The 15,165-nt window shown below is 61.0% G+C and carries 11 protein-coding genes; 4 read left to right on the forward strand and 7 right to left on the reverse strand.

The features are described from left to right. Positions 1-2 precede the first annotated feature (2 nt). From JOE65_RS10740 to JOE65_RS10750, 3 genes are all read left to right on the forward strand, one after another. Positions 3-2,486 (forward strand): ABC transporter permease, encoded by a 2,484-nt coding sequence (locus tag JOE65_RS10740; protein WP_205163179.1) that lies wholly within the window; start codon positions 3-5, stop codon positions 2,484-2,486. A 234-nt stretch (positions 2,487-2,720) separates the two neighbouring features. Beyond that, the gene (locus JOE65_RS10745; protein WP_205163181.1) at positions 2,721-3,719 is read left to right on the forward strand and encodes a hypothetical protein; all 999 of its coding nucleotides are present in this window, start codon (positions 2,721-2,723) and stop codon (positions 3,717-3,719) included. Between the two features lie 167 nt (positions 3,720-3,886). Beyond that, positions 3,887-4,438 carry a hypothetical protein gene (locus tag JOE65_RS10750; RefSeq protein ID WP_205163183.1) on the forward strand — a complete coding sequence of 184 codons (552 nt, stop codon included), beginning with the start codon at positions 3,887-3,889 and terminating at the stop codon, positions 4,436-4,438. A 100-nt stretch (positions 4,439-4,538) separates the two neighbouring features. Here JOE65_RS10750 and metG read toward each other — a convergent pair whose 3' ends face one another. From metG to JOE65_RS10785, 7 genes are all read right to left on the reverse strand, one after another. After that, complete coding sequence (gene metG, locus JOE65_RS10755; protein WP_205163185.1) at positions 4,539-6,086, reverse strand: methionine--tRNA ligase; 1,548 nt, start codon at positions 6,084-6,086, stop codon at positions 4,539-4,541. Positions 6,087-6,266: 180 nt separating this feature from the next. Beyond that, entirely contained in the window at positions 6,267-7,853 is a 1,587-nt protein-coding gene (gene serA / locus JOE65_RS10760; RefSeq protein WP_205164161.1) for a phosphoglycerate dehydrogenase, read from the reverse strand. A gap of 95 nt (positions 7,854-7,948) precedes the next feature. Next, positions 7,949-8,974: a ketol-acid reductoisomerase gene (gene ilvC, locus JOE65_RS10765; protein ID WP_205163187.1), complete on the reverse strand. Its 1,026-nt coding sequence runs from the start codon at positions 8,972-8,974 to the stop codon at positions 7,949-7,951. A 33-nt stretch (positions 8,975-9,007) separates the two neighbouring features. After that, positions 9,008-9,520: an acetolactate synthase small subunit gene (ilvN, locus tag JOE65_RS10770; RefSeq protein WP_205163189.1), complete on the reverse strand. Its 513-nt coding sequence runs from the start codon at positions 9,518-9,520 to the stop codon at positions 9,008-9,010. Between the two features lie 3 nt (positions 9,521-9,523). After that, positions 9,524-11,464 carry an acetolactate synthase large subunit gene (locus tag JOE65_RS10775; protein ID WP_205163191.1) on the reverse strand — a complete coding sequence of 647 codons (1,941 nt, stop codon included), beginning with the start codon at positions 11,462-11,464 and terminating at the stop codon, positions 9,524-9,526. A gap of 314 nt (positions 11,465-11,778) precedes the next feature. Continuing rightward, the gene (ilvD, locus tag JOE65_RS10780; RefSeq protein ID WP_205163193.1) at positions 11,779-13,491 is read right to left on the reverse strand and encodes a dihydroxy-acid dehydratase; all 1,713 of its coding nucleotides are present in this window, start codon (positions 13,489-13,491) and stop codon (positions 11,779-11,781) included. A gap of 48 nt (positions 13,492-13,539) precedes the next feature. Beyond that, positions 13,540-14,466, reverse strand: a complete 927-nt coding sequence (locus JOE65_RS10785) for a LysR family transcriptional regulator (RefSeq protein ID WP_205163195.1) — start codon at positions 14,464-14,466, stop codon at positions 13,540-13,542. Between the two features lie 210 nt (positions 14,467-14,676). On the opposite strand from JOE65_RS10785, the gene JOE65_RS10790 reads away from it, so the two are divergent. Further along, positions 14,677-15,138, forward strand: a complete 462-nt coding sequence (locus JOE65_RS10790; RefSeq protein ID WP_205163197.1) for a hypothetical protein — start codon at positions 14,677-14,679, stop codon at positions 15,136-15,138. Positions 15,139-15,165: the final 27 nt, after the last annotated feature.

The following is a 15,165-nucleotide window of genomic DNA, read 5'->3' on the forward strand; positions in this document are numbered from 1 at the left end:
CCATGTTGCAGATAGCTCTCTCCCAACTCAGAACCCACTACCGGCGGTTCCTGGCGGTCGCACTCGCTGTCATCCTCGGCGTCGGATTCCTGTCTGCGACCCTCATGGTCGGCGGCACCACGACGGCGTCCCTGCAGAACAGTATCGGTGCCACCTACGCCAAAGCAGACCTGGTCATCAACTCATTGGATGGCTTGCCCGACGAAGCACTGGCTGCCGTCGCGGAGGTCGATGGCGTCTCCGGTACGTATGCCGTGCGGACAGCGAGCGCGCCACTAACATCGGGAAACACCGCCACCTCCGCGATGCTGCAGAGCCTCTCGCCTGTGCCCTCGATGGAACCGGTTTCGCTCGCCAAGGGCGACTTTCCTGCGGCGGCGAACGAGGTCACCGTTGACTCCGATTCCTCCCAGGACCTGGGCCTCGACATCGGGGACACCGTGGAACTGGGCCTGGCACCTTCTGTTGAGTCGACGCCCGCAGAAGACGGTGCGCCCCTGGAGGCTGCCCCCACCCGCGACGTGCTCATTACCGGGATCACCGTCCCGTCCGCGCAACCCTACATGGCCGGTGCAGTACAGATTGCGGCCACGGATACACTTCTCTCCGCCGTTGCTGGACCAGATGCACTCGCCCAGAGCGCGCAGCTGAAACTGGCCGTTGACGCGGACATGGAGGCGACGACGTCGGCTGTAACCGCCGCGCTCTCAGCCAACGGCACCGACGGCGCTACCGTACTCACCGCCGAAGAACAGACCCTCTCCGATGTCGCTGCGTTGTCCGGCGGCCAAGATCAGCTCACCATCGTGCTGCTGGCCTTCTCCATCGTTGCCATTCTGGTGACCGCCCTCGTCATCTCCAACACGTTCTCTGTCCTCGTGGCCCAACGCACGCGGGAACTCGGACTGCTGCGCTGCATCGGAGCCGACAGGAAACAGATCCGCAACTCCGTGCTCGTTGAGGCCGCAATCGTCGGATTCGTATCCTCCGTCCTTGGCGTGCTGCTGGCCGCAGGGGTCATGGCGCTCCTCGTGGGATGGGTGGCACAGAACCCCGATACGGAATTCGCTACCCTGGCCATCCCGGCGTCGGCCGTCGCCACAGGAATCAGCGTTGGCCTCGTCATGACCCTCGCCGCCGCGTACCTGCCCGCCCGTGCCGCCACCGCCGTCGCACCGTTGGCCGCCCTCCGTCCCGCGGAAGAGGCTGGAATCCGGAACAAGCGAGGGCGGATTCGGCTGGGCATAGGATTGTTCCTGGCCCTGGTTGGTGCCGTCCTTCTGGCCTACGGTGCATCAACTTCTGCTCTACTGGTGGCGCTGCCGGGCGGGCTTCTCTCCTTCCTCGGAGTCCTCCTGTGCGCAGGGCTGTTCGTTCCCTCGCTCGTGTCGGTATTCGGTCGAGCCGCGTCGCCGTTGGGTGTCCCGGGGAAACTCGCAGCCGTCAACGCCGTGCGCAACCCGGGCAGGACCACGGCCACAGCCACAGCGCTCCTCGTGGGAGTCACCCTGGTGACCATGATGATGACCGGCGCGCAGACCTCACGAAACTCGTTCAATCAGGAGCTCGCCGGCGCTTACCCGGTGGACCTGTCCATCAGCGAAGTCCAGGACGAGTCGAGTGCATCCAAACAAGCTCTGGACCTCGCTGGTGTCACCGCTACTGCCGTCCTTGCCCCAGCAGGTTCCTCGGATGACGGAATGCCCGTCTACTCCGGATCTGCCGCCGACGTTACCTCAGTGCTACGGGACGATTCCGTGCAACTCACAGACGGAATGGTGCTGGTACCCAAGGGCTTCCCGGCCTCAGAAATCACCGTCACCGGAGCAACCGCAACGCTCACCCTTCCAGTGACCCAGATGGACACCTACAGCTTCACTCCACTGATGACCACCGCAACCGCGGCGCAACTAGGTAGCGCTCCTGCCGACATGCCCGGCGAAGTCTGGATTGGCGTCGATGATTCACTGGACGCAGCCGCCATCATGGACCTGCGCAGCGAGCTGGTGGAACGACTCGGAATAGATGAATATCAAGTCAGCGGCGCTGCTATTGAACGAGCCACGTTCAACCAGATCATTGACGTCCTGCTTCTGGTCGTGACCGGATTGCTCGCTATCGCGGTGCTCATCGCTCTGATCGGTGTGGCCAATACGCTGTCCCTATCCGTGTTGGAGCGCACCCGGGAATCGTCGCTCCTGCGAGCACTGGGTCTCACCCGGGGACAGCTTCGCGGGATGCTCGCTGTTGAAGCGGTACTGATCGCCGGCGTTGCCGCCCTCATCGGCTGTGTGCTGGGCTCCGTGTATGGGTGGCTCGGGGCCCAGGCTGCCCTTGGCTCGTTTGCCATCGTGGAGCCCTCCGTCCCGTGGCTGCAGCTGGCCGCGGTACTGGCGGTCGCCGTCGTCGCCGGGCTCCTGGCCTCCGTGCTGCCGGCCCGCCGTGCGGCGAAACTTTCACCGGTGGAGGGGCTTGCTGCGCAGTAGGTTTCACCGGGGCTCGGTTGGGCGGGGCTGGGTTGGGCGGGGCTGGGTTGGGCGGGGTTGGGCACCACCTGGGCCGAAGTCGGGGTTTGTCCGCGAGATCACCCCCTGTGTGGGTGGCTTTGCGGACAGGGGGTGACCTCGGCCGACAATGCCGCCCCGGATCCCCGGTCCCCGGCCCTCGCGGACATAACCCACTTGTCCTCCACGACTGGGATTGGGTCCCGCCTCACTCACATGCTGAACCCGACAGATGCGCACGACGACGGCGCCCGGCAAGCTGGGCCCATGGAACCTGTGCATCAGCCACTGACAGCAAGCGATGTTTTGACGTATCAGCAACTCCGGCGCACCGGCCTATCAGAGAGGGAGATAGCAGCGGATCTCAAGGCTGCGCGTTTGCGAAGGATGCGGCGCGGGGTGTTCATCGATGCTCAAAGGTGGAACGACGCCCCGTTTTGGGAGCAAAACGTCGTTTCAGTGGTGGCGCATCACGCCGTATCGCAGGAGCGGGGCATCTACTCGCATGTCTCCGCTGCCAGGCTCATCGGCGTCGATCTTTGGAACGCCCCATCCGCTGTCCATGTCATGCATCTGGGGCGCAGGGGCGACCGAGGGCCAGTCGGTGACGTTATCCGCCACAATCAGAGCGTCCCTCCACAACAGGTGATCCTCGTCAACGGCATTCTCACTACATCCGTGGAGCGGACCATTGTTGATTGCGCCCGGATACTCAGTCCGGAAAGTGCACTGGTGATGGCGGATTCCGGTCTCAGACTGGGTGCCTCGATCGTCGAATTGCGAGAGCTCGTCAAGGCAGGGGTTGGTAGCCGCAATATCAACAGGGTTCGCCGGGTTCTTGACATAGCAGACGGCCGCTCCGAGTCCGCTGGTGAATCACGACTCCGGCTCAAGCTTCTGGACTGGCAATTCCCGGTTCCCGTCCTGCAACTCGAGGTTCCAACCGTCGTCGGACTCTTCCGCGCCGACATGGGCTGGCCCGAGCTCAGGCTCATCGCCGAATTCGACGGCGTCGGCAAGTACACGGCGTACGGACCAACGGAGCAGACTCTGATCGACGAGCGCCGCCGGGAGACGCACCTGATGGAGGCCGGCTGGCAGATCATTCGGGTTCGTTGGCAGGATCTGAACGACGACGTCGGCCTCCGTCAGCGTTTCGATGCTGCGTTTGATCGTGCGCGCCTTCGACCACCCCCGGCCCAGATCACCCCTTAGCTGCAAAAGTTTCCTTGTGCGGGGTGATCTCGGACGGTAACCCCCGATCTCGACCAGTGGGGCTCGGCGGAAAGGTCTAGCTGGGTGAAAAGGCGGAGCCAGCGCCTTACATTACGTAGGCTTATGAACGAGAGGCTATACGCGCATCGAGACTCCAGGAGACGGCTATGAAGCAAAAAGCCCCGGCGACAATGGACGAGAAACTCCTCGAAAAGTATGTACTGGGCCATATGGTGGCTGCTCAATCGGGGGCTCAGCTCTTCGCCGAAACGAAGAAGGTCTGGGCAGGTACCGACATCGGACGCAGACTCAAGAACCTTGCCGCGGAGGTCGAGAGTGACAGGGTCGAGCTGAACAACATCGCCTCCAGGCTCAAGATCAGAATGCACCTGTCCACAAAAGTCTTGTCGCGAGCCGGCCGCACGTTGTCACGACTCAACCCGCTGAATCCAACCGGTTCTCGCGACGGCCTTCCAGGCCAACTCGAACTCGAGGCGCTGCATGCCGCCGTCGCCGGTAAAGAATGTCTCTGGCACACCCTTGCGGAACTCTCCACCCGAGACCCACGGATCAGTGGTTCGCGGATCCAGAACCTGTTGGGTCGAGCTCAAGATCAACAATCCCGAATCGCGGAGATCGTGCGAGAAACAGCCGCGATTCGTTTCCGCACAGATCGGTCGTTCACAGCGCAGCCGCCACCGCGCCAGATCACCCCTTAGCCACAAAATTACCCTTGTACGGGGTGATCTCGGCGGCAAACCCCGACTTCAGCCCAGATCCGGGCAGGGCCGCGCCACCCAGATCCGGGCAGAGCAGAGGTCAGTCCTCGTACTTCGGGAAGATCGGGGCCGGCGCAGGAAGCTCAATACCCGGTACCAAAGGCGTACCCAGCGATGAGAACGTGCGGGCATCGTCGTCGGCCTGTCCCAATACGTGCAGCAACTTATCAGCCCCACCGGGCATCACCGGTTGAATCAGCAGCGCCACTACGCGCAGCACTTCCATCGTCACGTACAGCACCGTGTTCATGCGGTCGACGTCGGTCTTCCGCAAAACCCACGGCTGCTGTTCCGCAAAATAGGCGTTCGTTTCCCCGAGCACTGCCCACACCGTCTCAAGGGCGCGGCTGAACTCCTGACGCTCAAAGAAGTCGCGGCAGATCGCGGGAAGCGCATTGGCCTGGTCCAGAATCTGATGATCGGCGTCCGTGTAAGCACCGGGCGTCGGCACCCGTCCGTTGCAGTTCTTGCCCACCATCGACAGTGATCGCTGTGCAAGATTGCCAAGGTTGTTGGCAAGGTCCGAGTTCATCCGCCCGGTAATGGCCTCGTGACTATAAGAGCCATCTGCCCCAAACGGCACTTCGCGCAGGAGGAAATACCGCACCTGATCCAACCCGTACTGGTCAACCCAGTCACGCGGTGCCACTGTGTTGCCGAGCGACTTGGACATTTTGATGCCCTTGTTGTGCAGGTGGCCGTGGATCATGACCCGCTTCGGCAGCGCCAGGTCAGCGCTCATCAGAAATGCTGGCCAGTACACTGCATGGAACCGCGAGATGTCCTTGCCAATGATGTGAACGTCGGCTGGCCAGTACTTGGTGAACGCCTCAGAGTTGGTGTTCGGATAGCCGACACCGGTCAAGTAGTTGGTCAATGCGTCCACCCAGACATACATCACATGCTGAGGGTTGCCCGGAACCGGCACTCCCCAATCAAACGTTGTCCGGCTGATGGAGAGGTCTTCGAGTCCGCCACGGACAAAACTAGCCACTTCGTTGCGCTTGGTGGCCGGCGCTGCCCAGTCCGGCTGCTCGTTGTAGAGCGCCAGCAGCTTGTCCTGATAAGCCGACAACCGGAAAAAGTAGGACTCTTCCTCGGTCCAGGTGACCTCGGTGTCGCTCTCTTTTGAGTAGCGGACGCCGTCGTCGCGAACCTCGGTCTCGTCTTCCGAATAGAACGCTTCGTCACGCACGGAATACCAGCCCACGTACTGGTCCAGATAAATGTCACCCTTGGCTTCCATCTTCTTCCAGATGTCCTGCGCTGATGCCAAGTGGTCTTCATCAGTGGTCCGGATGAAGCGGTCATACGAGCTGCCGACGTCGTCGTTCATTTCCTTGAACGCCCGTGCATTGCGGGTGGCAAGGTCCACCACAGCCACGCCCTCGCGGTCCGCCGTCTGCTGCATTTTCAACCCGTGCTCATCAGTTCCCGTAAGGAACATGACGTCGAATCCGTCGAGTCGCTTGAAACGCGCCAGGGCGTCTGCGGCGATGGCCTCATAGGCATGCCCAATGTGCGGGACACCGTTGGGGTAGGAAATGGCCGTCGTTACGTAAAAGGGGGTCTTCTGTGGTGATGTCACCCCAAAAATCTACCGCACCCGGCCGCGTAGGTGCCCATCGGTGTTACCGGTAGGGGTCACAGGAGCGTCCTCGAACCTCCCCTGAAGATGCGCGAGATCGGGGGTTACCCACCAAATCAGCCGTATGACCCCTGACCTCGACGGCAAAACCCCGACCTCGCGCCAAAAAAGAGGAGACCGCTAGTCCTGCAGATCCACCTCGCGCGCAAGGGTTGCCCCAACCTCAGTTTTCACGGCCTCGAGCAATTCCTGCGGAACCGACGAGTCAACGGTTAGCAGGCACAGCACCTGCCCGCCGTCGTCGTTGCGTGCAACCTGCATCCCCGCAATATTGATGTTGTGGTCCCCCAGGATCCGTCCTACTGTGCCAACCACGCCCGTACGGTCCTGGTAGACGAAGAGCAGCAGGTGGTCGCTGATGGGAATCTCAATCTCGAAACCGTTGATCCCCACGAGTTTTTGGATTTGACGGTGCCCGGTCAGCGTTCCGGAAACGGAGATTTGCGACCCATCCGAGAGCGCCCCACGCAGCGTGAGTACGTTGCGGTACTCCTCGGATTCCAAGGTGGTGATCAGCCGAGTCACGATGCCGCGCTGTTCGGCGAGCACCGGGGCGTTGACGTAGGAAACCTGCTCGGAGACGACGTCGGTGAACACGCCCTTGAGAGCGGCCAGTTCCAGCGCCTTCACGTCCAGAGCAGCGATTTCACCCGCCACTTCAATGTCAATGGCCGTGGGTGAATCATGGGTTAGAGCGGTGAAGATCCGGCCCAGCTTCTCCATCAGCGGAATGCCGGGACGGACCTCCGGTGCAATGACTCCCCCGGCAACGTTGACGGCGTCGGGCACCAGTTCCCCAGCCAGAGCGAGCCGCACCGACTTTGCAACCGAGACGCCCGCCTTTTCCTGCGCCTCATGCGTGGATGCTCCCAGGTGTGGTGTGACCACCACGTTCTCCAGGGCAAAGAACGGCAGATCGGTGCTGGGCTCATCGACAAAGACATCGATCGCAGCCCCGGCAATCGCGCCTTCCGTGAGCGCTGTGTACAGGGCGCTTTCGTCAACGAGTCCACCGCGCGCCACGTTGATGACAAACGCAGTGTCCTTCATTTTCGCGAAAGCCTCCGTGCCGAGCATCCCCAGAGTTTCCGGTGTTTTGGGCATGTGAATCGTGACGAAGTCCGCTTGCTCCAACAGTTCATCCAGGCTCACCAGTTGCACTCCGAGCTGGGCGGCCCTGGCGGATGTCACGTACGGGTCATAGGCAAGGATCTCGGTCTCAAAACCCTGCAGCCGGGCCGCTACCAGGGCGCCGATACGGCCCAACCCGATGATGCCGATCTTCTTCTCATACAGTTCCACGCCGGTGTACCTGGAACGCTTCCACTCGCCGTTCTTCAGCGAGGCGCTGCCCGCGGAAATGTTCCGGGCAAGGCCCAGAATATGTCCAACGGTCAGTTCCGCTGCTGAAACAATGTTCGACGTCGGCGCGTTGACCACCATGACGCCGGCGCGAGTGGCCGTTTTGATGTCCACGTTATCCAGTCCGACACCGGCGCGGGCGATGACCTTCAACCTCGGTGCTGCCGCGATCGCCTCCGCATCAACCTGTGTCGAAGAGCGAACCAGGATGGCGTCAACGGTCGCTATGTCGTCCAGTAGCCGTCCGCGGTCAGCACCATCGGTAAATCGGATCTCAAAATCGGGTCCCAGCGCCTCAACGGTGGCGGGAGAGAGTTCCTCAGCAATCAGGACAACGGGTTTCATGGAGGTCAAGGCAGGATCCTTCCGGGATCTCTTGTCAGGCGGGATGAAAGGGCCCATGGCAGCGGCGTAATAACCGCTGCCATGGACCCGCGTGGTCAGCGGGCTACGGAACCCTCTGTGTAGTCATCATCTGACTTGATCCACGAGAAGAGTTTGCGCAGTTCGCGTCCGGTGGACTCGATGGGATGGTCTTCGCCCTTCTTGCGCAGTTTTGCGAACTCGGGAGCTCCAGCGTCCTGATCGTCAATGAAGCGCTTGGCAAACGCACCGCTCTGAATATCCGCCAGGACGGCCTTCATGTTCTCCTTGACGCTCGGGTCAATGACGCGAGGCCCTGAAACGTAGTCGCCGTACTCAGCCGTGTCCGACACTGACCAGCGCTGCTTGGCAATGCCGCCCTCCACCATGAGGTCCACAATGAGTTTGAGCTCGTGCAGCACTTCGAAGTATGCGACCTCCGGCTGGTATCCGGCCTCGATGAGCGTCTCGAAACCGTACTGCACCAGCTGCGATGTTCCGCCGCACAGGACAGCCTGTTCGCCGAAGAGGTCCGTCTCGGTCTCCTCGGTGAACGTGGTCTCGATAACACCGGCGCGTGTGCCGCCGATGGCTTTGGCGTAGGACAATGCCAGTTCCTTGGCTGTACCTGACGGGTTCTGTTCGACGGCGATCAGGTCCGGTACACCGCGGCCTGCTTCAAACTCGCGGCGGACAATGTGACCCGGTCCCTTGGGCGCAACGAGCGCGACGTCGATGTCGGCGGGCGGCTGAATGAAGCCATACCGGATGTTGAAGCCGTGCCCAAAGAAGAGGGCGTCTCCAGACTGTAGGTTTGGGGCAATGTCTTCCTTGTAGACGATCCACTGCGTCTGGTCCGGGGTCAGGACCATGATGAGGTCCGCTTCCGATACCGCCTCGGCGACGGTGAGGACACGCAGGCCCTCCGCTTCTGCCTTGGCCCGTGACGCGGAACCTTCCTTGAGACCGACGCGGACGTCCACCCCTGAATCGCGCAGGCTCAGCGCGTGGGCGTGTCCCTGGCTGCCGTAGCCGATGACCGCTACGGTGCGGCCCTGGATGATTGAGAGGTCTGCGTCGTCGTCGTAATACATGTCTGTCACTGTTTTTCTCCTCGTGTGGGTGGATAGGTGGAATCAGGCGCTTCGGAGAGCCCGGTCGCTCATGGACTTGGCGCCTCTGCCAATGGCAAGGGTGCCCGACTGGACAATTTCCCGTACACCGAAGGGCTCAAGGATGCCCAGCAGGGCCCCCAGCTTTTCGGCGGTACCGGTGGCCTCAATGATCAGTGAATCGGTGGAGACATCCACCACGGAGGCGCGGAACAAATCGGCTGCCTGGGTTACCTGCAGTCGCGTTGCCGCATCCGCGCGAACCTTGACCAGGATGTGGTCACGCTGCACGGAGGATTCGGGAACAAGCTCAACGATCTTGATGACGTTGATGAGCTTGTTGAGTTGTTTGGTGACCTGTTCGAGGAGGTCTCCCTCGGCCTCGACGACCACGGTGATCCGGGAAATTCCGGCGGTCTCGGTGGGCCCAACAGCCAATGAGTTGATGTTGAAGGCGCGGCGGGCAAAGAGGCTGGCTACCCGGGTCAGGACACCCGGAACGTCTTCAACCAGCACGGATAAGGTATGACGTGCCATGGTCTAGTCCTCCTGCTCCCACTCGGGTGTCATGTTGCGGGCTATCTGGATGAGGTCGTTGCTCACACCGGCGGGAACCATGGGCCAGACCATGGAATCGCGACTCACCACAAAGTCGACGACGACGGGGCGGTCGTTGATCTCCAGTGCTGCTGCAATGGTGGCGTCAATGTCCTCGTCGCGTTCACAGCGCAAGCTGGCGCAACCGTAGGCATCGGCGAGCTTCACAAAGTCTGGAATACGAACTGTGTCATGACCGGTGTTCAGATCAGTGTGGGAATAGCGGCCGTCGTAGAACAATGTCTGCCACTGGCGAACCATGCCCAGGGAGGAGTTGTTGATGATCGCTACCTTGATGGGGATGTTATTGATCACGCAGGTGGCCAGTTCCTGGTTGGTCATCTGGAAGCAGCCGTCGCCGTCGATTGCCCACACCACACGGTCCGGGTTGCCCACTTTGGCGCCCATGGCTGCCGGTACTGCGTAGCCCATGGTTCCGAGGCCAGCGGAGTTCAGCCAGGAGTGCGGACGCTCATACTTGATGAACTGAGCGGCCCACATCTGGTGCTGTCCCACGCCTGAAACATACACACCCTCGGGACCCGTCATTTCGCCGATCCGCTGGATGACCTTCTGGGGAGCTGAGTGCCCGTCGGGCGGACTGGTGAACCCAACCGGGTAGGTCTCTTTGAGCCTGTTGACCATGGACCACCAGGACGAGATGTCCGGGCGTCCGTGCTCGGCGAAGTAGGCCCGGCAGGCTTCGCTGAGCTCCGGGAGAATCTGCTTCACGGAACCGACAATGGGCACATCGGCCGTACGGTTCTTGGAAATTTCAGCCGGGTCGATGTCGGCATGAATGACCTTTGCCCCCGGAGCAAAGGTATGGAGGATTCCGGTGACGCGGTCATCAAAGCGTGCGCCGAGGGTGATCAAGAGGTCCGCCTGCTGTAGCGCGGTCACAGCGGCGACCGATCCGTGCATTCCGGGCATGCCCATGTGCTGCGGGTGGGAATCCGGGAACGCGCCGCGAGCTGTCAGCGTGGTCACCACCGGCGCATTCACCAGTTCCGCCACTTCCAGCAGTTCCTGGGACGCGTGAGCGTGAATGACCCCGCCGCCCACGTAGAACACTGGCCGCTGTGAAGCCGTTATGAGTTTGGCAGCTTCGCGAACCTGCTTGGAGTGGCCTTTGACCACGGTCTTGTAGCCGGGAAGCTCAAATCGTGGTGGCCACGAAAACGTGGTTTTGGCCTGCTGTGCATCTTTGGTGATGTCAACGAGCACTGGTCCCGGGCGGCCCGTGGACGCAATATGGAACGCTTCTGCCAGCACGCGGGGAATGTCTTCAGCCCGCGTCACGAGGTAGGAGTGCTTGGTAATGGGCATCGTGATTCCCACGATGTCCGCTTCCTGGAAGGCATCCGATCCAATGACCGCACTGGATACCTGGCCGGTGATGGCCACCATCGCGACTGAGTCCATGTTCGCGTCCGCTATGGCCGTCACCAGATTGGTGGCGCCGGGTCCAGAGGTTGCAATGCAGACCCCGACCCTTCCGGTGACCAGCGCATAGCCCTCCGCAGCATGTCCGGCACCTTGTTCGTGTCGAACCAGAATATGCCGCAGCCGTTTTGATGCCAGCAGTGGGTCATACGTTGGAAGGATGGCGCCCCCGGGCAGACCGAAGACCTCATCGACTCCGAGCTCTTCGAGGGTGCGGACAATGGCTTCAGAGCCCAGCATTGGTGTTGCCGATACCACGTTGTTTGGTCCCTGGACCAGGTTGACTGCCGCGGGTGCCCCGTGGACATTTCCGGTCTTTGTCTGGCCTGCGGCTGACGCTGCCTGGCCTGCGGCTGACGCTGCCTGGCCTGTTCCTGCTGAGCCGTGCTGAGCCTTTGGTGGCATCAGCGCCGGACTGATTGGCGATCCCTTGCTCATCTGGGCCTTCCCTTACCGAAATACTACGGTGGTGTACCCCGTAGCCGGGGTACGTGTCTTGCTGTTGCGCTATGTCCCTGTGGGAACAAAAAAACCCCTCAGGCCGGTTGGCTCCTTGGGGTTTGCGCGTGGTGTAGTGCTACCAGGTGGGGCGGTTAGGCCACGCGCCTGCTAATAAGGACTACGGATACGAGCTGCATATAAGTAGTCTTTACCCTCCCCCATGGAGAGTCAACCGGAGACGCCCTTGTCTCATTATGTGGACACAATGTCCAGTTAGTGGACATTAACCGAACGCTGTGCACCTCAACGTTCTAACCGCAGTAAGCGCCTTCCGACGCCGAATGAACGAGCTTTGCATACTTAGCCAGCACACCCTTGGTGTAAATGTGCGGCACGGGCTGCCAACCCTCGCGACGGGATTCAAGCTCCACCTCATCAACCAACAGATCGAAGGACTTATTGGGGATATCCACACGAATTCTGTCCCCGTCCCGTACAAAAGCTATGGGGCCGCCGTCGGACGCTTCCGGGGCAACGTGCCCAATACACAGCCCGGTAGTGCCTCCCGAGAACCGACCGTCAGTGAGTAGCAAGACATCCTTACCCAATCCTGCGCCCTTGATTGCGCCGGTGATGGCCAGCATCTCCCGCATCCCCGGACCGCCTTTGGGCCCCTCATAACGGATGACGACGACGTCGCCGGCCTTGATGCCACCAGCGTCCAGCGCATTCAGGGCACCCTGCTCACGCTCGAAAACCCTCGCGGTCCCTTCAAACACCTCGGCGTCGAAACCCGCAGTCTTCACGACGGCGCCGTCCGGCGCCATAGAGCCCTTCACAACGGTCAAGCCGCCCGTGCTGTGGATGGGGTTATCCATTGCGCGCAGAATTTTGCCGTCGAGATCCGGTGGATTAATGGCTTCCAGGTTTTCAGCCAGAGTCTTGCCGGTCACCGTCAACGCGTCACCATGGAGAAGACCGGCGTCGAGCAACGCCCGCATGATGACGGGAACGCCACCAACCCTGTCGACGTCGTTCATCACGTACCGGCCAAATGGCTTCAGATCACCCAGGTGCGGAATCTTCTCGCCGATGCGGTTGAAGTCATCGAGGGTGAGGTCCACTTCAGCTTCCCGGGCGATCGCCAGCAGGTGCAGTACAGCGTTGGAGGAGCCTCCGAACGCCATGGTCACCGCTATAGCGTTCTCAAACGCGTCCATGGTCATGATGTCGCGGGACGTTATGCCCAGACGCAGCAAATTGACCACCGCTTCACCGGACTGGTGCGCAAAGGCATCACGACGACGGTCCGCACTGGGAGGGGCAGCCGAACCCGGCAGCGACATTCCGAGCGCCTCACCGATGCACGCCATGGTGTTGGCCGTGTACATGCCGCCACAAGCGCCCTCACCAGGGCAGATAGCGCGTTCAATTCGGTCAAGATCTTCGGTGGACATCCGCCCAGCCGCACACGCTCCGACGGCTTCGAAAGCATCGATCAGCGTGACGTCCTTCTCCGTGCCGTCCTCGAGCTTCACCCATCCCGGCATGATCGAGCCCGCATAGAGAAAAACGCTCGCAAGATCCAGGCGCGCAGCAGCCATGAGCATGCCCGGAAGAGATTTATCGCAGCCGGCGAGTAACACGGACCCATCGATGCGCTCGGCCTGCATCACCGTCTCGACCGAGTCCGCGATGACCTCCCGGGAGACCAAGGAGAAGTGCATGCCCTCGTGTCCCATGGAAATGCCGTCAGATACCGAGATGGTTCCGAACTGCATAGGGAATCCGCCGCCAGCGTGAACACCCTCTTTGGCACCCTGGGCCAGCCTGTTCAGTGAGAGGTTACACGGGGTGATCTCATTCCATGAGCTCGCTACACCGATCTGTGGTTTCGCGAAATCATCGTCACCCATGCCAACGGCACGGAGCATCCCGCGCGCCGGAGCCGCGTGAATCCCATCGGTGACAATTCGGCTACGGGGTTTGATATCCGGTGTCTGATTCTTCGGGGCAGTGCTCATGCCTGAAAGTCTAGGACGCCCCAGCCCGGAACTCGATAATTGCCACCCTCATGTGACGCTTTCTCCAGCGCCTGTTACGATCGCTTCGGCTTCGGCCTGTAGCATCTCGACGACTCTGCGGACGGACGTCCGCTCGGATACGTCCTTGCGCATAAGTACGGCGATGGACCGGTGCGCACGGACTCCGGTCAATTCACGAAGCTCCAACTTCTCGGAAATGTGGCCGCGCGCGGTGTAACGGGGCAACATCGCCAACCCATGGCCTGCCGCCACGAGCGCCTCCATGACTCTTAGGTCCGGGTACTGCTGGATGCGGGTGGCCAACCGTCCAGCGCGCACCTCTATCTGTGACAACACGGTATCGAGCGGGAACCCCCTGGCTACGCCAACCCACGGATAATCAACAACATCCTCCGGGGTCACTACGTCCTTGGAAGTCAAGAGGTGCCCGGCTGGCATGGCAATGTCCAGTGGCTCCTGCATCAGAGGAACAACGACGATGCCCGGTTGAATGAACATATCGACGCCCTCGATACTGTGCGCCAGAACAAAGTCGTAGTCTGCAGTCAACGGTGGAAAGTCGCGCATGGACGGGTCCTCAAGGACCGCCTCCACCTTCACACCGTCGAGCTCGACTATTCGGGTGAGGAGCCCCGGCAGGAGCATCTCCGCGGAACTGGGAAAGAATGCACCACGGATCTCTGTCTGCCAGCCCCGCCGATAAATATCAACGGTGGATTTGACCCGTTCCATGGCTGCGGACAAATCGGCCGACGCCGCCGCCATCGCCACACCCGCCTCAGTCAAACGAACACGGCGGCCAGTCCGCTCCACCAGCTCGATACCCACCTCCTCCTGAAGCACCTTGAGTTGCTGAGACACGGCCGATGGCGTGACGTTCAAAGCGATGGCAGTGGCAGCAATAGTCCCCCGGTCCGCTAGCTCACGGAGAATCTGCAATCGCTTCAGGTCCATCCTGAAATCTTATAGTTCCGGAAAGGCACCACACGATTCTGACCCTTTCGAAGATGGCGAGGAGGTAACAATAAGGGTGAGGCACTGAAATTATTCGTGCAGCGTCCGGTAGGCTGAGCTCTCCGGAACATACCCAAGTAGCAAGGCATGGGCAGCTGACGCGCAGTCGAACGCCGCAGCTCCAGCGCCGCCAAAGAGGTCCCGTCCTACATGACACCTGCCAGCGTCTCCCCGATCAGCCCCCAAGACAGCACGCGCCTGAAAAACCTGTTGCGTCAAGTGTTCGATTCTCAAATTCCCAACTACGGTGACTACAACCTCGTGTGTGCTCGTAGATCTCCGCTCTCGGACACAGACCGCGACGTCGCTGGCCCCGAGTACTATGTGGTGGGCTATCGCTGGCAGCCGCTGGAGATCATGATGGCGCCCTTCGAGGCCGGCGAAATGAGTCCCGCGGGCACTCCGGTGGAATTGAACATGACCAACCTTGCCCACGCCGTAGAACTAGCACCAGATCACTATGAAACGGCCACCAGTACCGGGGCCATCTTCTACTTCGAAGTGCCCACAACCATCGACCTACCGCTGCTGGATTCCGTACGCACCCTTGTCCAGTCAGAAGACTACGAGGACTTCACAGCATTCATGACCCAATTCGTTACCGTGGACTGAGACCGGACTATCTGCGGCGCTAACCCC

The organism is Arthrobacter roseus, from assembly GCF_016907875.1.
GTDB classification, from domain to species: domain Bacteria; phylum Actinomycetota; class Actinomycetes; order Actinomycetales; family Micrococcaceae; genus Arthrobacter_J; species Arthrobacter_J roseus.